The 20,012-nt window shown below is 62.2% G+C and carries 12 protein-coding genes and 2 tRNA genes; 13 read left to right on the top strand and 1 reads right to left on the bottom strand.

Annotated elements, in window-relative coordinates; all coding sequences use genetic code 11:
- Positions 1-807 precede the first annotated feature (807 nt).
- The 6 genes from clpB to Q0248_RS02150 all read left to right on the top strand — a co-directional run bounded on the left by clpB (position 808) and on the right by Q0248_RS02150 (position 12,386).
- On the top strand, positions 808-3,396 hold the full coding sequence (gene clpB, locus Q0248_RS02175; RefSeq protein ID WP_299319198.1) for an ATP-dependent chaperone ClpB: 2,589 nt from the start codon (positions 808-810) through the stop codon (positions 3,394-3,396).
- A gap of 791 nt (positions 3,397-4,187) precedes the next feature.
- Complete coding sequence (locus tag Q0248_RS02170; RefSeq protein WP_299319195.1) at positions 4,188-7,499, top strand: SusC/RagA family TonB-linked outer membrane protein; 3,312 nt, start codon at positions 4,188-4,190, stop codon at positions 7,497-7,499.
- Positions 7,500-7,513: 14 nt separating this feature from the next.
- Positions 7,514-9,097, top strand: coding sequence for a RagB/SusD family nutrient uptake outer membrane protein (locus Q0248_RS02165; protein ID WP_299319192.1), 1,584 nt, complete (start codon positions 7,514-7,516; stop codon positions 9,095-9,097).
- Between the two features lie 11 nt (positions 9,098-9,108).
- Positions 9,109-9,990 carry a putative zinc-binding metallopeptidase gene (locus Q0248_RS02160; RefSeq protein ID WP_299319189.1) on the top strand — a complete coding sequence of 294 codons (882 nt, stop codon included), beginning with the start codon at positions 9,109-9,111 and terminating at the stop codon, positions 9,988-9,990.
- Between the two features lie 2 nt (positions 9,991-9,992).
- A complete protein-coding gene (locus Q0248_RS02155) occupies positions 9,993-11,282 on the top strand; it encodes a DUF4302 domain-containing protein (protein WP_299319188.1) in 1,290 nt (429 codons plus the stop codon).
- A gap of 42 nt (positions 11,283-11,324) precedes the next feature.
- Positions 11,325-12,386 carry a BACON domain-containing protein gene (locus Q0248_RS02150; RefSeq protein ID WP_299319186.1) on the top strand — a complete coding sequence of 354 codons (1,062 nt, stop codon included), beginning with the start codon at positions 11,325-11,327 and terminating at the stop codon, positions 12,384-12,386.
- 219 nt (positions 12,387-12,605) lie between these two features.
- On the opposite strand, the gene Q0248_RS02145 is transcribed toward Q0248_RS02150, so the two are convergent.
- Positions 12,606-12,679, bottom strand: a tRNA-Asn gene (locus Q0248_RS02145).
- A 748-nt stretch (positions 12,680-13,427) separates the two neighbouring features.
- On the opposite strand from Q0248_RS02145, the gene Q0248_RS02140 reads away from it, so the two are divergent.
- The 7 genes from Q0248_RS02140 to Q0248_RS02110 all read left to right on the top strand — a co-directional run bounded on the left by Q0248_RS02140 (position 13,428) and on the right by Q0248_RS02110 (position 19,856).
- Positions 13,428-13,504: transfer RNA gene (locus Q0248_RS02140), tRNA-Asp, on the top strand.
- 186 nt (positions 13,505-13,690) lie between these two features.
- Positions 13,691-14,707, top strand: coding sequence for a polyprenyl synthetase family protein (locus Q0248_RS02135; RefSeq protein WP_299319185.1), 1,017 nt, complete (start codon positions 13,691-13,693; stop codon positions 14,705-14,707).
- A 9-nt stretch (positions 14,708-14,716) separates the two neighbouring features.
- The gene (locus tag Q0248_RS02130; protein WP_299319183.1) at positions 14,717-15,490 is read left to right on the top strand and encodes a TatD family hydrolase; all 774 of its coding nucleotides are present in this window, start codon (positions 14,717-14,719) and stop codon (positions 15,488-15,490) included.
- A 19-nt stretch (positions 15,491-15,509) separates the two neighbouring features.
- The gene (locus Q0248_RS02125) at positions 15,510-16,106 is read left to right on the top strand and encodes a nitroreductase family protein (RefSeq protein ID WP_299319181.1); all 597 of its coding nucleotides are present in this window, start codon (positions 15,510-15,512) and stop codon (positions 16,104-16,106) included.
- Positions 16,107-16,116: 10 nt separating this feature from the next.
- A complete protein-coding gene (locus tag Q0248_RS02120) occupies positions 16,117-17,106 on the top strand; it encodes a M28 family peptidase (protein WP_299319178.1) in 990 nt (329 codons plus the stop codon).
- A 20-nt stretch (positions 17,107-17,126) separates the two neighbouring features.
- On the top strand, positions 17,127-17,549 hold the full coding sequence (locus Q0248_RS02115) for a SufE family protein (protein WP_299319175.1): 423 nt from the start codon (positions 17,127-17,129) through the stop codon (positions 17,547-17,549).
- Between the two features lie 12 nt (positions 17,550-17,561).
- Positions 17,562-19,856 (top strand): GH92 family glycosyl hydrolase, encoded by a 2,295-nt coding sequence (locus tag Q0248_RS02110; RefSeq protein WP_299319173.1) that lies wholly within the window; start codon positions 17,562-17,564, stop codon positions 19,854-19,856.
- Positions 19,857-20,012: the final 156 nt, after the last annotated feature.

Raw genomic sequence — 20,012 nt, 5'->3', positions numbered from 1 at the left:
GATAAAACTGAGATACGTAAGCTGACTCCAACTAGGGACGCCCCCTAGTGTAGGGAGGAGACGCCGGGCTCAAAGATACGAGGAATAAGGCTTGTGACCAAACCTTTACATAGTTTGACAAATCCCCCACCCCCTACTCCGAGCCTCCCAGCGCGCCACCCTCGCGCGCGTATCCTAGTTTATGTATATCTTTACAGCAGCATACGCAGCACTTCATCCCGCCTCTAGGGGCCGCGCAGCCAGCCCCTTTTAGGCGACGCACTACACGACGCGCCTCATCCGAGGCCCTTCCTCCCCCACCCTTCCTCCATCCACAGAGCCCACCCCAGGCAGACAAGCATAGGCCCTAATCAAGAGCGAGGGGGCACCCCAGCTGAGGGATATCCATCAGTCCTCTGAGGGACGTCCATCACGCGGCTGAGGGACATCAGTCAGCCCGCTGAGGGATATCCCTCACCACAGGCCCAGCAAACTAGCGCCAGCGCCAGTCCTCTCCCTCAGCCTCTCCCGCTCGGCCCCCACCTCGCACGCCCCTTAGCCCAAGCCTCGCCAGCCCTCCGCCCCGAGCACTTACCCCACGACGCAGCCCCCGAGCTTACTCCGTCCCCTCAGCAGCGCTGCGATGAGGCTCTCAAGGCCTCCCAAGCGGCACAGAGCGGCCATTATGTCATACAAAGAAGCCTAAACCAGTAGAACTAGCGACAAAACAAGACATTATGTCACCACCACAAGACACGGCACGCAGCTTGCCTTAATCCTGGTGTACGAGCAGTACGAACAAGAGCATAAAACAAACAAACAGCGAATATGAATATCAACAAGTATACGATCAAGAGCCAAGAAGCCCTGCAGTCAGCCCTCGAGCTGGCTCGCCGTCAGGGCCAGCAGGCCCTCGAGCCTGCCCACCTTCTGAAGAGCCTGCTTGAGTTAGGGGATAGCCTCGTGGACTTCCTCCTGGCTAAGCTCAGCGTCAGCCGTCCTCGCCTCGAGGAGGCTACCGACAAGCTCATCGCCGCCCTGCCCAAGGTATCGGGTGGCGACCCCTACCTCTCCAGCGAGACCAATAAGGTGCTGGACAAGGCGGAGGATATCGCCTCCGATATGAAGGACGAGTACGTCGCCCTCGAGCACCTCTTCCTCGCCCTCGTCGAGGTGGATAGTCCCGTGGCGCGCCTCCTCAAGAGCGACCTCGGTGTACAGACCAAGGAGCTGCGCCTGGCGATCGAGGAGCTCCGCAAGGGCGGACGTGTCACCAGCCAGCACGCCGAGGAGCAGTACAACTCCCTCAGCAAGTACGCCATCAACCTCTGCCAGCGGGCACGTGAGGGCAAGCTAGACCCCGTCATCGGCCGCGACGACGAGATCCGCCGCGTGCTGCAGATCCTCTCACGCCGCACCAAGAACAATCCTATCCTCATCGGGGAGCCTGGTGTCGGTAAGACCGCTATCGCCGAAGGCCTCGCCTACCGTATCGTACGCGGCGACGTCCCCGAGAACCTCCGCAGCAAGCAGGTCTACTCGCTCGACATGGGCGCGCTGATCGCTGGGGCGAAGTACAAGGGTGAGTTCGAGGAGCGCCTCAAGGCTGTCGTCACCGAGGTCACCAAGAGCGAGGGCGAGATCATCCTCTTCATCGACGAGATCCACACCCTCGTGGGTGCAGGTAAGGGTGAGGGGGCTATGGACGCCGCCAATATCCTCAAGCCTGCCCTAGCCCGTGGTGAGCTCCGCAGCATCGGGGCCACGACCCTCGACGAGTACCAGAAGTACTTCGAGAAGGACAAGGCCCTGGAGCGCCGCTTCCAGATGGTCATGGTCAATGAGCCCGACGAGGCCAGCTCCATCTCCATCCTCCGTGGGCTGAAGGAGAAGTATGAGAACCACCACAAGGTGCGTATCAAGGACGATGCGATCATCGCTGCCGTCCGCCTCTCCGACCGCTACATCACCGACCGCTTCCTACCCGACAAGGCCATCGACCTCATGGACGAGGCTGCTGCCCGCCTGCGTATGCAGATCGACTCCCTCCCCGAGGGACTCGACGAGATCGGGCGACGCATCACCCAGCTCGAGATCGAGCGCGAGGCCATACGCCGCGAGCAGGACGAGGAGAAGCTCAGCCAGCTCAACAAGGAGATCGCCGAGCTCAAGGAGCAGGAGGCTGGTGACAAGGCTAAGTGGATGCGCGAGCAGGAGCTCATCAACCGCATCCAGCAGGCCAAGATCGACATCGAGCAGCTGCGCTACGAGGCCGACAAGGCCGAGCAGTCGGGCGACTACGGCCGCGTAGCCGAGATCCGCTACGGCCTGCTCAAGGACAAGGAGCGTGAGATCGCCCAGGTGCAGGACGAGCTGCGTCAGGCACAGGGTGAGGGCGCCCTCATCCGTGAGGAGGTAGGCGCCGAGGACATCGCCGACATCGTCTCCCGCTGGACGGGGATCCCCGTAGGGAAGATGCTGCAGAGCGAGCGTGAGAAGCTGCTGCACCTAGAGGACGAGCTGCACAAGCGCGTCATCGGGCAGGAGCAGGCCATCGCCGCCGTAGCCGACGCCGTACGCCGTAGCCGTGCCGGGCTGCAGGACCCCAAGCGCCCGATCGGCTCCTTCATCTTCCTCGGCACGACGGGGGTGGGTAAGACGGAGCTGGCGAAGGCTCTGGCCGAGGTCCTCTTCGACGACGAGACGATGCTGACGCGTATCGACATGAGCGAGTACCAGGAGAAGTTCTCCGCCACCCGCCTCATCGGTGCACCTCCGGGCTATGTAGGCTATGACGAAGGCGGTCAGCTGACCGAGGCCATACGCCGCAAGCCTTACTCCGTCGTCCTCTTCGACGAGATCGAGAAGGCGCACCCCGATGTCTTCAACGTCCTGCTGCAGGTCCTCGATGATGGTCGACTGACCGACAATAAGGGTCGCCTGGTGAACTTCAAGAACACCATCATCATCATGACCAGCAATATGGGCTCCGATCTCATCCGCGAGCGCCTCAGCCACCTCGAGGAGGGCAAGGAGCAGGAGGCCATCGACCAGACGCGTGACCTCGTCCTCGATATGCTCAAGCGCACGATACGCCCTGAGTTCCTCAACCGTATCGACGAGACCATCGTCTTCACCCCGCTGCGTCGTCGCGAGATCGACCAGATCGTACGCCTGCAGCTCGACAGCACGGCACGCCTGCTGGCCACCAACGGCATCGAGCTGCGCTACACGCCCGCAGCCGTCGAGTGGATCGCCACCGAGGGCTACGACCCTGAGTTCGGTGCGCGCCCTGTACGCCGTGTCATCCAGCACACCGTGCTCAACGAGCTCTCCAAGAGTATCCTCTCGGGAGCCGTAGACCGCGCCAGCGTCATCACGCTGGACGCAGCCAAGGGCAAGCTGGTCTTCCGCTAAGGCCGCTCCCGCGCGCGGGAATCCTATATATAGTTAGTTAGTTGTTGTGGGGAACCCCGCTCCGTCTAGCCTCGAGGCTAGCAGAGCGGGGTTCCTTGTTTGCTGCCCCGCGCTGGCCAGCCTAGGGGGCAGCCTTTGAGCAAGCCCAGCATCCCCCTCCGAGCAGTCTCCTGGGGTACTTCGCCCTGCTCTCCTAGGAACCACGGAGGAGTAGACACAGTACGCCCAGGAGGGAGCGAACACGCTTTGCGTGGGAGCGGGGAGGCCTAGCCGCAGCACCCTTAGCCTGAGCAGCTCGCCGCTCACCACCTTCCTCTACCCGATCCCGCAGGAGCTCGCCCAAGGAGCAAAAAAAGCCTCCGCCCTAGAGGTATAAGGCAGAGGCTAAGCTCTAGGCAAGCAGCCCACTTAGAGCGATTGAGCTGAGAGCGGCGTGAAGACTTGGGTGTACCTATTATTCGGTAGTTTTGTGTAGTTTTGTAGCGTGAAGCCTAAGTAAAAGGTCACCATCTGCCCGATTAGGGGCACAGAAGCAAGCAATGTTGAAGGAACTAAGCACACAACAGCATGGACGAATGCGCAGGCTATTACCCACCTCGGGTGATAGCTCCTCCCCATTATCCCTGCACCCTCCCGGATAGGTCTTGACACGCCCCCTCGGGAGCGCCCTAGACACACTGAGACCTAGCCCTAAGCATAGATATAGCGATGAGCGATCACCACTCGAGAGAGGGGGCGGTCGCTCATCACCTTTAATTAGCAGTATACATTAATCTCAGACCAACGCACGAATGAAGAAACTTACCCTCTTCTTTCTCACCTTGCTCCTCGGGCTGCTGCCTGCACTGGCACAGCAGACCGTGACTGGGACTGTCGTGACCGCGCCCGACAACGAGGCCGCCGTCGGCGCCTCCGTCGTCGTCAAGGAGCACAGCAAGGTAGGGATCACCGTAGGACTCGACGGGAGCTTCAAGCTCACCGTCCCCGCAGGCTCCAAGACCCTGCGCATCTCCTACATCGGCTACCTCACCCAGGAGGTACACATCAAGGACAAGATGAAGATCGTCCTCGAGCCCGCCGACAAGACCCTCGACAAGGTCGTCGTCACGGGGCTGACGAAGGTCGATAAGCGCCTCTTCACTGGGGCCTCCGCCAAGCTCGGCGGGGACCAGGCCAAGCTCGACGGGGTACCCGACGCCGCCCGTGCCCTCGAAGGGCGTGCCGCAGGGGTCTCCGTGCAGAACGTCTCAGGGACCTTCGGGACAGCGCCCAAGATCCGCGTCCGTGGCGCGACCTCTATCTACGGGAGCTCCAAGCCCCTCTGGGTCGTCGACGGCGTCATCATGGAGGACGTCTCCAACGTCGGCGCCGATGACCTGGCCTCCGGGAATCCCGAGACGCTGATCAGCTCCGCCATCGCTGGGCTCAACGCCGACGACATCGAGAGCTTCCAGGTACTGAAGGACGGATCCGCGACCTCCATCTACGGGGCACGCGCCATGGCCGGCGTCATCGTCGTGACCACCAAGAAGGGGAAGCAGGGTCAGGCCCACTTCAACTACACGGGTGAGTACACCAGCCGCCTCATCCCCAGCTACCGCAACTTCGACATCCTCAACTCGCAGCAGCAGATGGGCATCTACCGCGAGCTGCGTGAGAAGGGTTGGCTGAACTTCGCCGAGGTCCTCAACGGCAGCGACTACGGTGTCTACGGGAAGATGTATGAGCTGATCAATACCTACAATCCCAAGACCCGCAGCTTCATGCTCGACAACACCACAGAGGCGGAGAACGCCTACCTGCAGCGTGCCGAGCGCCGCAATACCAACTGGTTCCAGGAGCTCTTCACCCCAGCCATCATGCAGACCCACTCGGTGAGCATGAGCGGCGGTACGGCCAAGAGTAACTACTACGCCTCTGCCTCCGCCCTTATCGATCCAGGGTGGTACAAGCAGAGCCAGGTCAAGCGCTACACAGCAAACGTCAACGTCACGCAGCACCTGCTGAAGAGCCTTTCGTTGAACATCATCGGCGGCGCCTCCTATCGTAATCAGCGTGCCCCAGGGACCCTCGGGCAGGATGTAGACGTCGTAGGCGGTGAGGTCAAGCGCGACTTCGACATCAACCCCTACTCCTACGCCACCAATACCTCGCGTGTCCTTGACCCCCGCGAATACTACACCGCGAACTACGCTCCCTTCAACATCTTCAACGAGCTGGAGAATAACTACATCGACCTGGACGTGCTGGATGCCAAGTTCCAGGCCGAGCTCCGCTTCAAGCCCCTGCGCGGCCTCGAGCTTACACTGCTCGGTGCCTTCAAACACACCGCCGCCTCGCAGCAGCACAACGTACGCGACAAGTCCAATCAAGCCATGGCCTACCGTGCCATGCCCAACAGCGTGATCCGCGAGGGCAATAAGTACCTCTACCGCGATCCAGACCGCCCCTACGACCTGCCCAGCACGGTACTGCCCAACGGTGGCTTCATGCACAAGGGCGAGAACCGCATGAGCAACTACGACTTCCGAGCTACGGCCAACTACAACCGTACCTTCGACGCCCACACGCTGAACCTCTTCGGCGGTATGGAGACGACCAACATCCAGCGTCACCGCACCGCCTTCACTGGCTGGGGGCTCCAGTATTCGGGAGGGGAGACGCCCTTCTACCCTTACCAGTACTTCAAGAAGCAGGTAGAGGATGGCAACAACTACTACAGCCTCACCAACACCAACTACCGCACGGTAGCCTTCTACAGCAACGCCACCTACTCCTGGCGCGGTCGCTACGTCCTCAACGGCACCTACCGCTACGAGGGCTCCAACCAGCTGGGACGTAGCAGCAATGCGCGCTGGATGTCCACCTGGAACGTCTCGGGGGCGTGGAACGTGCACGAGGAGTCCTTCTTCCGTCACCTCGACCCACTGTCACACCTGACGCTGCGCCTCTCCTATAGCCTCACGGGGACGCCTCCCGACCCCAGCTACAGCAGCTCCACGACCATCCTCAAGTCCTACACCCCCTTCCGCCTCTTCGCCGAAGACCAGGAGCCAGGGATCGGCATCGAGCAGCTGGGGAACGCTGACCTGACCTATGAGAAGAAGAACGAGCTGAACGTGGGCTTCGACGCTGGGCTCTGGCAGGATCGCCTCAGCCTCTCCTTCGACGCCTACACGCGCCGCAACTTCGACGAGATGGGCCCTATGATCACGCAGGGTATCGGCGGTACGGTCATCCGTCCTGCCAACGTCGCGGAGATGAACTCCAGCGGTCTTGAGCTGAGCATCACCTCGAGCAACATCAAGACGAAGGACTTCAACTGGACGACCAGCTTCATCTACTCCTACACCCACTCCGAGATCACCAAGCTCTACAACCAGGGCCAGGTCATCGAGCTCGTCAGCGGGAATGGCTTCGCTAAGAAGGGCTACCCCGCACGTGCCCTCTTCTCCATCCCCTTCGCTGGGCTCAACAACAAGGGGATCCCTCAGCTGATCAATGAGAAGGGCGAGGTCACCACGGACAACATCAACTTCCAGGAGCGCAACAAGACCGACTTCCTCAAGTACGAAGGCCCGACCGACCCCACGCACACGGGATCTCTGGGCAATGTCTTCTCCTATAAGGGATTCAACCTAAACATCTTCCTCACCTATGCCTTCGGCAACGTCGTACGCCTCGACCCTAAGTTCCGTGCCTACTACGGCGACATGGCCTCGATGACGCACGACTTCGTCAACCGCTGGCAGGCTGCGGGCGATGAGAAGAAGACCGACATCCCCGCCATCCTGAGCCGCCGTCAGTACGCGAGCAACAATAACCTGCGCTACGCCTACAATGGCTACAACTACTCCACGGCGCGCATCGCTAAGGGTGACTTCATCCGTCTGAAGGAGATCTCGCTCAGCTACGATCTGCCCAGCCGCATGCTCAAGACCACGCCGCTGCGTAGCGCCTCGGTCAAGCTGCAGGCCACGAACCTCCTCCTGCTCTACGCCGACAAGAAGCTCAACGGGCAGGATCCTGAGTTCTTCAACACCGGTGGGGTGGCCTCGCCTACGCCACGCCAGTTCACCCTCACGCTCAAGGTCGGACTCTAATGACATACCCTACAATGAATAGAAGTAGCATCATCATAGCTTCGCTCGCCCTAGGGCTCGGGCTGGCCAGCTGCGGCCAGTACCTCGACAAGTACCCCGACAACCGCATGGAGCTGCATAGTCCTAGCGACGCGGCCAAGTTCCTCGTCTCAGCCTACCCCGAGGGGCACCCCGCCTACCTGCTGGAGATGTACTCGGACAACACGGACGAGCAGGACTACACCAACTGGAGTGCCAATAGCCCCTTCCAGGAGCAGGCCTACCGCTGGGCAGACATCACTGAGATCCGCGAGCAGGAGACGCCCCAGCAGCTCTGGGACGCCCACTACACGGCCGTCACCGTCTGCAACGAGGTGCTCAAGCACATCAGCGAGGCCAAGAACAAAGATGAGTACAGCGCGCAGGTAGCAGAGGCTAAGCTCTGCCGAGCCTACGCCATGTTCCAGCTGGCTAATGTCTTCTGCCAGGCCTACGCCCCCGAGACGGCTGCCAAGGACCTCGGCCTCCCCTACCCCGAGGAGCCCGAGGTACACCCAGGCCGTGTCCTCTATAAGCGCGGTACGCTGGAGCAGCTCTACAAGCGCATCGAGCAGGACCTCACCGAGGGCCTCGCTGGGCTAGCCAATGCCCAGTACAGCCAGCCTAAGTACCACTTCACGGCACAGGCGGCGCATGCCTTCGCAGCACGCTTCTACCTCTATGCGCGTCAGTACGCCAAGGCTATCGAGCACGCTGATGCCACCCTCGGCTCCAACCCCGCGACCAGCCTACGTGACTGGGCTGCATGGAGCAAGACCGGGCTCTCGGGCAACGTGCAGCCTAATGCCTTCGTACAGTCCTCCGTCAAGGCCAATATCCTCCTGCAGGCAGTGGCTACCGAGTGGGGCGGCCTCAGCATCCCCATCCTCCGCGGGAGTAAGTACGCCCACGGTGCGCTCATCTCCACCACGGAGACCCTGCAGACCGACGGCCCCTGGGGGGCAAGCGGCGACGTGCTGAACTACACCGTCGTGAACAACAACGGTGTGTCCAAGTACGCCATCCGCAAGCTGCCCTACACCGCCAAGTACGTCGACCGTGTAGCCGGTATCGGGATCCCCTACTCGACCTACACGATCTTCACCACGGACGAGACCCTCATGGTACGTGCCGAGGCTAAGGCTCTGCTCGGCCGCTATGAGGAGGCGCTGGCTGACCTCAACCTCGAGCTCAGCGTCTTCTCCAAGAAGGGTGTCAAGCTCACCCTGCAGGGCATCCAGGACTTCTACAAGGGCGTGAAGTACTACACCCCCGAGCACCCGACGCCCCGCAAGGAGCTGCACGTGACGCCCGCCCTAGAGGCCACCACGCAGGAGCCTCTGCTGCAGGCCATCCTCCAGCTGCGCCGCATCCTCACCATCCACGAGGGGCTACGCATGCAGGACATCAAGCGCTACGGCATCACCATCTACCGCCGCCGCGTCAATGTCAGCAATGTGGTCGAGGCCGTGACGGACAAGATGGAGGCACGCGACCCACGTCTGGCGATCCAGATCCCGCAGGATGTGATCTCGGCTCAGCTCGAGCCCAACCCACGCAACGGCGCTAAAACCAATTAAGCTACTGCCCTATGAAGTATCTATATCAAGGACTCCTCGCTCTAGGTCTGCTGCTCGGTGTAGCTGCCTGCTCGGAGGACAAGCCCAACGATCCGACGATCTTCCCTATACAGCCCGAGGCCAAGAATGCCTTCGAGCAGTGGCTGGAGAAGAACTATCGTATCCCCTACAACATACGATTCAAGTACAAGCTCGAGGATGCTGAGACCGACCTCAGCTACCACTTCATCCCCGCAGACTCGGCCAAGACGGCGAAGCTCGCCATCATCACCAAGTATCTGTGGTTCGATGCCTACGCCGAGGTCCTCGGCCCTGAGTTCATGCAGCGCAATGCGCCTCGCCTGCTGGTGGCCATCGGTACGCCAGGCTACACGCGCCAGCGCACCGAGGTCATCGGGAGCGCCGACGGGGGCTACAAGGTCATCCTGGGGAAGGTCAACTCCCTGAGCAATGAGACGCTCAGCGACTATGAGGAGATGACGCTCTACTACTTCCACACGATGCACCACGAGTTCACCCACATCCTCAATCAGAAGAAGCCCTACAACACCTCCTTCGAGCAGGTCACCAAGTCCGGCTACGTCAGTGGCGACTGGATCAACACGACGGACCGCAACGCTCTGCGTGCGGGCTTCATCACCCCCTACGCCATGCAGGATCCGGCTGAGGACTTCGCCGAGATGCTCTCCAACTACGTCACCTACACACCGCAGCGCTGGGCCAAGGCCCTCTCGGATGCAGGGACGCACGGGGCAGCACTCATCACGCAGAAGCTCGCCCTGGTCAAGGACTACACCCTGAGCAGCTGGGGCCTCGACCTCGATGAGCTGCGCGATGTCGTCCTGCGCCGAGGTAGCCAAATCTCCTCCCTTGAGCTCAACAAACTGAACTAGCTATGCACAAGAAATCTCTCTATACGCTCCTCGGGCTGCTGGCGCTCCTGCTGCTGCCCTCCTGTCTCAAGGACAGCAAGGAGATCTTCGACCGCTCTGCTGCCGCCCGCATTGACGAGCTCGTCACCAAGGACCGCGAACTATTGGAGTCCTCCCCTGGGGGCTGGCGCCTGCAGTACTATGCTGGGCGCGACTACTCGGGACCAGGCTTCACGCTCCTGATGAAGTTCGCTAGCGGGCACGTGACCATCATGGGCGACAATGGCGACCCCGAGCTGGCCTCCACGACGGAGTACGCCATCGTCAAGGACCAGGGCCCTGTGCTCACCTTCCCCACCTTCAACGCCGTGCTCCATCCGCTGGCCTCGGCCTCGCTCGGGCACCCCGAGGGAATACAGGGCGACTATGAGTTCGCCATCCTCTCTACCTCCACCGACAGCATACGCCTGGTGGGGAAGAAGTGGGGCAATGAGATGCTGCTGACGCGCCTGCCGGAGAAGAGCAGCTTCGAGGAGCTCCTCCTCGGGATGCTCTCCGTCCGTGAGGAGATGACAGCCAATACCTATGACTTCATCCTCGACGGTAAGCCTCTAGCGCAGGGCGAGATCAATACCACCAGCCGTCACCTCACGGCGACGCTGGAGGGTAAGAGCTACGACATCGCCTTCACCTTCCACGAGAAGGGCATCACGCTCCAGCGTCCCCTCGTCCTCGGGGGTAAGAGCTACCAGAGCTTCACCTGGGACAGCGAGAAGAAGCGCTTCACCTCGGGCGGACTGACGATCCAGCTCTTCATCCCCAAGAGCCACAAGCCGATCGACTTCTGGTACGGCACCTGGACGATGCGTCACAATCCGATCCGTGGCTGGCGTAAGCCCACCACCCTCACCCTCGAGGCGGGCGACAAGGCCAATACGCTCAAGGGTACGCTCAACTTCCGTGGCGTCGACTACAAGCTCATCCTCCCCTACGATCCCGCTACGGGTACGATCACCTTCGTCGGTCAGCCGCTACACGACCCGACGAATAAGTACGCTGGTGGTGTCGTCCTCATCCCCATCTCGCTAGCCGATGGGCGCAAGCTCCTCTCCACCGACCACAGCATCACCTTCACCTGGGACGAAGACCAGCAGCAGGCCATCGCCAAGGGCAGTGAGATGGCCGATGGTAAGGTAGACTCCTTCTTCGGCGTCGCCTACGGTGAGGATCTCAAGCCCGTGGTGGACAAGAACGGCAACTACGTCTTCCCCATCGCGATGGAGAATATCCAGTTCCTCAAGAAGAGCAACTAAAGGCTGACCTACATTCATCTCATGGTTAGAACTAAGAAGTATATGAATAAGACACGCCTCATCCCCTTCCTCGGGCTGGCCGCACTGCTAGCGGCCTGCAAGAGCGACGAGCCTGCTCCCTCCACGACCGAGGCCCCCTTCAGCATCCTCGAGGCTAAGACCTACCTCCCCGTGGAGGCAGGTAGCTCGACGGTGCGCCTGGATCAGGCTCCCGCCACGGTCTACAGCCGTGACTCCTGGCTCAAGGTCGCCGTCCAGGGCTCCACGATCACCCTCAGCACCACGAGCAATAACCAGCTCGAGTCACGCAATACGCAGCTCGTCGTCAAGGATAGCAAGGGGGACTCCATCGCCCTGAACATCATGCAGGAGGGCATCATCTTCGGGCTGCCCAAGGAGCAGGCCATGGTAGGCGGTGACGAAGCGATCGACAAGACCATCAAGGTCGCCTCCAACGTCCAGGTCACCTATACGGCCTCTGCCGACTGGATCAAGGTCTCCACGAGCGGCAAGCAGCTGCACATCGAGGCTGCGGCCAATACGACGAAGACCCCTCGCACGGGCTGGATCATCGCCAAGGGAGCAGGGCACATCGACTCGCTGGAGGTCACGCAGGCCTCGCTAGCCGACATCGCTGGCACCTACACCCAGAGGGCGCTCACCCTCAATGAGGCTGGCGCTATGGTACCCTTCACCTCTACCCTCGTGATCAAGGAGGTGACGAAGACCCAGGCCAGCGTCATCGTCGACGGCACCTACACCTGGGAGGCTAGCTTCACCCCAGGCAGAGCGCTGGAGCTGCTGAACGGTAAGGTCGTCAAGACGGTCACCACAGGCGCCAAGCCCGTGTACATCGTCACCGTCCTCGCGGCTGATGACTTCACCAACGAGCACAAGAACATGATCCTCGGTACCCGCGAGCCCGTCCTCATCTCCATCACGCGTGAGGGTAAGCTCGTCTTCGCCGAGAAGTTCAAGATCGCCAGTGAGCAGACCTGGGCCTCCTATGGCTTCGTCCGCTCCAGCTCCAACCGCCTGACGCAGGGTACCTACCTCGGCATCGAGCAGATGTACATCCAGCCCAAGCTGAGCAAGAAGTCCTAGCTCCTCTCCCTAAGAGGACAGGGCCATCTGGCACTACCCGCCAGAGCCTTCCTAGCAAGATCGCCCCACAGCGCAGCACTCGTCTCGGGCTGCTCGCTGTGGGGCGATCGCTTTTTCCCTAGCCCGTGGGGAGGCTATCTCAAGTCGCCCCAGGATGAAGGCTAGGGATATAAAGGAAGCGCTCCGCAATCACCAGTGATTGCGGAGCGCTTCGCTTTGCTCTTCCTCTTGGGCTTGAACCAAGGACCCTCTGATTAACAGTCAGATGCTCTAACCAACTGAGCTAAGGAAGAGTGTTGCATCCTTTCGTTTGCACTGCAAAGGTAATACAAACTTGCGAAATGCGCAAATCCCCGCACACACTGCCGTAGCTGGACGGCCTTCCCCGTCAGCTAGCCACCTCTCCATAAGGGAGATAAGCCGCCACACACCCACGCTCTAGAGCATCATCTGCGCCCAGGGCGCACGCCCTACCCCACAGCGCCGAGACCTTCGTACCCCGAGGACGCAGCGCGCCCCGCCCTAAAGCAAGCAAGCCGCCCGATGCGCTCCCCGCGACGCCCCGAGCTCAGCCGTCCCAGCCCCCGAGCGATCCCTCCCGAGCGCCCGAGCAGGCTCGCAGCACAGTCCGAGCCAGGGGGCAGCGGGATTTCTTATATTACTTTTCGTCCTCCCCCTTATCCCTCAGCGCGCTGACTGGCGTCAGTTAGCGCGCATTCTTATATTACTTTGCTGGGCGCCCCTTAGCCCGCAGCGCTGCCCCCCTTAGCTTGCGGAGCCCTTCCCCTGGGCTCGGGGCGCTGGCCTCCTTAGATCGCAGCTCGGACGCAGCGCTCGTAGCTCACCACGCAGCCTCTATCCCCCGAGCCTCGCTGTCTCTGTAGAGCTCGGTCCGCTCAGCCTCCGAGGGCCAAGCTGAGGCAGCTCGGAGCAGGCCGCCTCAGCGCCCGCAGCCTCAGGGCGAAGCGCTTAGCAGCGGAGGCCTCGGACGAATTTGGAGCGTATCATTATTTTGTCTACCTTTGCAGAGCAAACAGAGCTGGTGTGGTAGTTCAGCTGGTTAGAATACCTGCCTGTCACGCAGGGGGTCGCGGGTTCGAGTCCCGTCCATACCGCCAAGCCTAGAGGAGCGCATCGTAGTACGACTACGATGCGCTCCTTGCTTAGGTCCGCTCCCTGCCGTCTTGCTTAGATATCGTATCTTTGTCCATACTATATATGATGTAGCCGTAGGCAGTCCCTTCCGCCCCCCCTTTTCTTTAGGAAGGCGCTGCCGAGGCTACGCCCTCTAAGCATCCCACACGATGGCTACAGCCCAAGACAAGAAGATACTACAGGAGCTCCAGGCAGCCGTGCGCACCAGCCTCAAGACACGAGGCTTCGCTGAGCGCCAGCCCCAGGGCCTCTTCGCCCCCATCGAATACACGCTCCAGCTCGGCGGCAAGCGCATCCGCCCCATGCTCTGCCTCGCAGCAGCCTATGCCTTCGCCCCCGAGCGCTGGCACGAGGGGCTCCCCGCAGCGGCGGCGCTGGAGATCTTCCACAACTTCACCCTCCTGCACGACGACCTGATGGACCGCTCGCCCCTGCGCCGCGGTCAGGAGACCGTCTACCGCAAGTGGGATGACAATACCGCTATCCTCTCGGGCGATGCGATGTGCATCGAGGCCTACGCCGCACTCGGCGAGCTCGAGGCGAAGTCCCTGCAGCCCGAGCTCTTCGCACTCTTCAGCCGCATGGCGCTAGAGGTGTGCGTGGGGCAGCAGCTGGACATGGACTTCGAGCACCGTAGTGATGTGGCCGTGGCGGAGTACCTCGAGATGATCCGGCTGAAGACCTCCGTCCTCCTGGGCGCCTCGCTCCAGATCGGCGCCCTCCTAGGCGGCGCCAGCAGCGAGGCCGCCGAGCGCCTCTACCGCATCGGCGTCGAGCTGGGTCTGGCCTTCCAGATACAGGATGACCTGCTGGACGTCTACGGCGATGAGGCGACCTTCGGCAAGCCTATAGGCGGCGACATCGTCAATGCCAAGAAGACGCTCCTGCTGCTCTACACGCAGGAGCAGCTCCAGGGCGCCCAGCGTGAGGAGCTCCAGCGCCTGCTCGGCCTCAGCCCCGAGGAGCGCAAGGGACGCATAGCAGAGGTACGCGCCCTCTACGACGCCGCAGAGGTACGCGCCTATGCTGAGGGCGAGGTAGCACGCCTGAGCCAGGCGGCCTACAGCGATCTCGAGAAGCTCAGCACGAGTGTCCCCACGCTGACGCCCGATCGCCTCGGCCCGCTGCGTCTGCTCTTCGACAGCCTCTCGGGACGTACACACTAGCCAGCCCCTATGATCGATAGCCATACCCATGTCTATTCGGAGGACTTCGCCGAGGATCTAGAGGCCATGCTGGAGCGTGCCCGCACGGCAGGCATCGAGCAGATGGTGCTGCCCGCCGTGGACTCCTCCAGCTGGGAGCGTCTCTGGGCGCTCTGCCAGCGCTACCCCGACTTCCTCTACCCTACAGCAGGCCTACACCCCACCTCTGTGGGAGAGGACTACCTGCGTGAGCTAGCCTACGTAGAGGAGCGACTCGACAGCTACCCCATCGTAGCCCTCGGGGAGATCGGGCTAGACTACCACTGGGACACGAGCTACAGGGAGCAGCAGCTGGAGGCCTTCGCCACGCAGCTCGGCTGGGCCCACCAGCGCGGGCTCCCCGTGATCCTACATATCCGTGAGGCCTTCGCTGACGCCTTCGCCCTGCTGCGCCAGCTCGCCCTACCTGGGCTGCGCGGAGTCTTCCACAGCTTCACAGGCACGGAGGAGGAGCTGGTGGAGGCGCTGAGCTTCGAAGGCTTCTACGTCGGGATCAATGGCGTGGTGACCTTCAAGAATAGCAACCTACGCGACTACATCACCCGCATCCCGCTGGAGCGCCTCCTCATCGAGACCGATGCCCCCTATCTGGCGCCCGTGCCCAAGCGCGGACGGCGCAACGAGCCCAGCTACCTCCCCTATACGGCCAGCTACCTGGCGGACTGCTACGGCATCCCCGAGGAGCGCCTCGTCGAGGCAACGGCGGCCAATGCCCGCCGCCTCTTCGCCCTGCCCCAAGACTAATCACTACACCCCTATAGCTATGTCCCCTATCGAGACACTCATCCGACGCAACCGCACCTGCCGCCGCTTCGACGAGCAGCAGCCCATCGAGCGTCTCCAGCTCATCCGCTGGATCAACATCATCCGCCATACGGCCTCAGGACGCAACATCCAGCCCCTCAAGTACATCGTCGTCACCGATCCCGAGCAGTGCCATTGGCTCACAGGCCTGATGCGCTGGGCCGCTATGCTCCCCGACTGGGAGGGTCCCGCCGTGGGCGAGCGCCCTACGGCCTACCTCATCCAGCTAGTGGACACGCATCTAGCGCCCGCCGCGCGCTTCGACGAGGGCATACAGCTCGAGGCCCTCGGCCTACTGGCTACGGAGGCTGGCTATGGTATGTGCATCTTCTCCCCGCATGGCCGTGGGGACATCGCCCGCATGTACGACCTGCCGCAGCACCTCTCGATCAACGCGATCGTAGCCCTAGGCAAGCCCGCCGAGGAGCCCATCCTCGAGGAGCTACGCCCTGGCGAAGAGCCTCGCTACTGGCGCGACGCCGAGGGGCGCCACCACGTACCCAAGCGCAGCCTCGAGGAGCTCATCATCGAGCCCAACAAGGCCTCCGTATTCTAGCACCCTGACTATGAAGCTACTCAAGCCATTCCTCTGCTCCAGCCTCGCCCTCATCCTGCTCGGCCTCAGCGCCTGCGGCGGCTCCCGCGCACAGAGCCAGGAGCAGACCGAGAGCCAGCCTAGCCCCGAACGCAAGGCCGCTCCCTTCTCGGCCGACTCGGCCTACAGCTACGTCCTGGCGCAGGTACAGATGGGCCCCCGCACCCCTGGGAGCGAGGCCCACACGCGCTGCGCCCGCTGGATAGAGGATAAGCTACGCAGCTGGGGCTACACGGTGACCCTGCAGCGCTTCGAGGGTAAGGACTACTACGGCAAGGCCGCTGAGGGGACCAACATCATCGCCACCCTGCAGCCCGAGGCTAAGGATCGCCTCCTGCTGATGGCGCACTGGGATACCCGCCAGGTAGCCGATCAGGACGCCAGCAGCAGCGCCCAGAGCCAGCCCATCCTCGGTGCCGACGACGGCGCCAGCGGGGTAGCTGTGCTGCTGGAGCTTGCGCGTCAGGAGGCGCTACAGCCCTCGGGCAAGGCGCTGGACTTTGTCTTCTTCGACCTCGAGGACGGTGGCAACGGCGGGGATGACGACAGCTGGTGCCTCGGCGCACAGCACTGGGCGAAGCAGCCGCACCGTGCGGGCTACACGGCACGCTACGGCATCCTCCTCGACATGGTCGGGGCACAGGGGGCGCGCTTCTACTGGGAGACGGCCTCCAAGCAGTTCGCCCGTCCACTCCTCTCGGCCCTCTGGCAGACGGCGGCACAGCTCGGCTGGGGCGGCTACTTCGTTCAGGCCGACGGCTCAGCGATGACGGACGACCACATCCCCGTGATCCGACACCTCGGCATCCCATCAGTGGACATCATCAACTACGACCCTACGCGCCCCACGGGCTTCGGCACACACTGGCACACCCAGCAGGATGACCTCAACATCATCTCGATCGAGACCCTCCGTGCTGTCGGTGAGACCGTAGCCACAACCCTCAGGGACGAACTCTAAACGCAAGTAAGAACTAGGCAATGCCAACAATCAAGGAACTACAGGACGAGATCATCGAGGACTTCGCAGCACTCGATGACTGGATGGACCGATATGCCCTGCTCATCGATCTCGGGGGTGAGCTAGCACCGCTACCCGAGACGGACAAGACGCCGACCAACCTCATCGAGGGCTGCCAGAGCCGTGTGTGGATCACCGCCAGCTACGATGGCGAGCGTGTCCACTACCGCGGGGAGAGCGATGCCCTCATCGTCAAGGGGATCGTCAGCCTGCTGCTGAGGGTGCTTGACAATCAGCGCCCCGAGGACATCATCAATAGCGAGCTGTACTTCATCAAGGAGATCGGCCTCTCAGAGCACCTCTCCCCGACGCGCTCCAACGGGCTCGTGGCCATGCTCCGACAGATGCGTCTCTTCGCCGCCACCTTCGCCGCCCAAGGCTAAACCCATATCCTCATGCAGCCACAGACCAAGCATAGACTTCGCCAGCTCCCTCTGCTGGCCCTCGCCCTTGCCGGCCTCAGCGCCTGCTCCACCTCGAGCCAGCAGCCCGGGCCGAGCGACCGTCTGCTCTCCTTCGTCGATCCCTTCATCGGCACGGGAGAGCACGGGCACACCTTCCCTGGGGCTACTCGCCCCAATGCGATGGTGCAGTTCAGTCCCGACACGCACCTCATCGGCTGGGATGCCAGCAGCGGCTACCACGCGACCGACAGCACCATCTACGCCTTCAGCCTCACCCATCTCTCGGGTACGGGCGTGGGGGATCTCGGTGACGTCGCCGTCCTGCCCTACAGCGGCGCAGATAGCCTCAAGCCCGTGGCACGCTTCGCCAAGAAGGACGAGCAGGCTAGCCCTGGCTACTATGCCGTAGAGCTGGCGAACTTCGGTATCCGTACCGAGCTCACCTGCACGGAGCGCGTCGGCCTCATGCGCGCCACCTATAGCGACAGCACCGACCGCAAGCTGCTCCTGGACCTCGGGCATATCCTCCAGCCCAACTGGGGGCATAAGGTCGTAGGCAATGACCTCGAGCTCATCAATGACTCCACCATCCGCGGCACCTACTACACCAAGGGCTGGGCCGAGCATCATCAGCTGAGCTATACCCTGCACCTCAGCCGCCCCGCAGATAGCCTCGCCCTCTGGCGCGATGGGGTACGCAGTCGCATCCAGCCAGGCTACAGCACCAGCGGCGACACGGCCGACCTCAAGCTGCACCTCTACCTTCCCCAGGGCTCCGAGCCCGTACTGGTGAAGGTCGGCATCTCCCCCAGCTCGCCCGAGCAGGCGGAGAAGAACCTCGCCGCGGAGCTCCCCCACTGGGACTTCGACGCCGTGCACCAGGACAGCCGCCGTATCTGGAGCGAGGTCCTCAGCAAGATCGAGATCGAGACCGCGGATAGCTCCGTGCTACGCAACTTCTACACCGCCCTATACCATGCCCACATCGCGCCCTATAATTACCAGGATGTCGATGGTACCTTCCGCGGCATGGACAAGCAGCTCCACCGCAATGCCGACCCCGCCGACGGGCACTATACCGTCTTCTCCCTCTGGGATACCTACCGTGCGCTGCACCCGCTGCTGACGATCATCGAGCCCGAGCGCGCCCTACGCTACGGACGCAGCCTCATCAGTGACTACCAGGAGGGGACGATCCTCCCCCGCTGGCCGCTAGCCTCCAACTATACGGGCTGCATGCCGGGCTATCACTCGGTGAGCATCCTAGCGGACCTCGTGGCCAAGGGGCTCGCCTCGGGCGAAGACCTCAAGCTGTGGACAGAGGCTGCCCAGCGCAGCAGCATTTACCGCGAGGATCTGGCACGCAAGTTCGCCGGCACCCGAGAGCTCGACCTCATCACCCGTCACCCCTACTACAAGGAGCGCTACGGCTTCGTGCCCGCCGACTCCGTACCCGAGAGTGTCAGCTGGGGTGTCGAGATGGCCTACGACGACTGGTGCATCGCCCGTATCGCCGAGGCAGCAGGCCTCAAGGACGTAGCCAAGGAGTACGACAAGCGCGGCCTCTACTACAGACGCTACTGGGACCACGAGACGCGCCTCATGCGTCCCGTGATGGGTGACGGCAGCTTCCGCACGCCCTTCAATCCCCGCTTCTCCGCCCACGGGAAGAGCGACTACACCGAGGGTAATGCCTACCAGTGGAGCTTCTACGCCCCGCACGATATGGAGGGCTTCCTCCAGCTGATGGGCGGTAAGCAGGTGCTGGAGGCCAACCTCGACACGCTCTTCACCACCTCCTCGCGCATCGACGGCGCCGAGCAGTCGGGCGACATCACGGGCCTCATCGGCCAGTACGCCCACGGCAACGAGCCCAGCCACCACATCGCCTACCTCTACAACTATACCGACAGTCCCCACAAAGGTCAGGCCATCCTCGACACCGTGCTCCGCCACTTCTACCAGCCGACGCCCGAGGGCATCATCGGCAACGAGGACTGCGGGCAGATGTCGGCCTGGTATATCCTCAGCTCGCTCGGCTTCTACCAGGTATGCCCGGGTAAGGCAGAGTACGTCATCGGCCGCCCGCTGGTGGACAAGGCGACACTCCAGCTGCCTGGGGGTAAGTTCGTCATCGAGGTCAAGGGCAATAGCAAGGAGGCCAAGTACGTCCAGTCGGCCAAGATCAACGGCCGCGACATCACGCGCGAGCTGCGCTTCGGGCATGCTGATCTGAAGGCTGGCGGCAAGCTCGAGATCCAGATGGGTACGCAGCCTCGTCGCTAGTCCCCCTAAGGGCAGGTAGGGCCTAGGCCCTGCGAGAAGCCCCCAAGAATAGAGCCCTACAGAGGCGACACATCCTCCCCGAGCGATCAGCTCGCGCGGTGCGTGTCGCCTCTGTAGGGCTCGCTGCATCTAGAGGCGAGCTAAGGCGGAGTACCC

This window comes from uncultured Porphyromonas sp. (genome assembly GCF_938046015.1).
In the GTDB taxonomy this organism is placed as follows: domain Bacteria; phylum Bacteroidota; class Bacteroidia; order Bacteroidales; family Porphyromonadaceae; genus Porphyromonas.
This window is presented reverse-complemented; position numbering and strand designations above follow the sequence as displayed.

Coding starts and splice junctions, on each gene's coding strand:
- clpB (WP_299319198.1), top strand. CDS start 808: ATGAATATCAACAAGTATACGATCAAGAGCCAAGAAGCCCTGCAGTCA.
- Q0248_RS02170 (WP_299319195.1), top strand. CDS start 4,188: ATGAAGAAACTTACCCTCTTCTTTCTCACCTTGCTCCTCGGGCTGCTG.
- Q0248_RS02165 (WP_299319192.1), top strand. CDS start 7,514: ATGAATAGAAGTAGCATCATCATAGCTTCGCTCGCCCTAGGGCTCGGG.
- Q0248_RS02160 (WP_299319189.1), top strand. CDS start 9,109: ATGAAGTATCTATATCAAGGACTCCTCGCTCTAGGTCTGCTGCTCGGT.
- Q0248_RS02155 (WP_299319188.1), top strand. CDS start 9,993: ATGCACAAGAAATCTCTCTATACGCTCCTCGGGCTGCTGGCGCTCCTG.
- Q0248_RS02150 (WP_299319186.1), top strand. CDS start 11,325: ATGAATAAGACACGCCTCATCCCCTTCCTCGGGCTGGCCGCACTGCTA.
- Q0248_RS02135 (WP_299319185.1), top strand. CDS start 13,691: ATGGCTACAGCCCAAGACAAGAAGATACTACAGGAGCTCCAGGCAGCC.
- Q0248_RS02130 (WP_299319183.1), top strand. CDS start 14,717: ATGATCGATAGCCATACCCATGTCTATTCGGAGGACTTCGCCGAGGAT.
- Q0248_RS02125 (WP_299319181.1), top strand. CDS start 15,510: ATGTCCCCTATCGAGACACTCATCCGACGCAACCGCACCTGCCGCCGC.
- Q0248_RS02120 (WP_299319178.1), top strand. CDS start 16,117: ATGAAGCTACTCAAGCCATTCCTCTGCTCCAGCCTCGCCCTCATCCTG.
- Q0248_RS02115 (WP_299319175.1), top strand. CDS start 17,127: ATGCCAACAATCAAGGAACTACAGGACGAGATCATCGAGGACTTCGCA.
- Q0248_RS02110 (WP_299319173.1), top strand. CDS start 17,562: ATGCAGCCACAGACCAAGCATAGACTTCGCCAGCTCCCTCTGCTGGCC.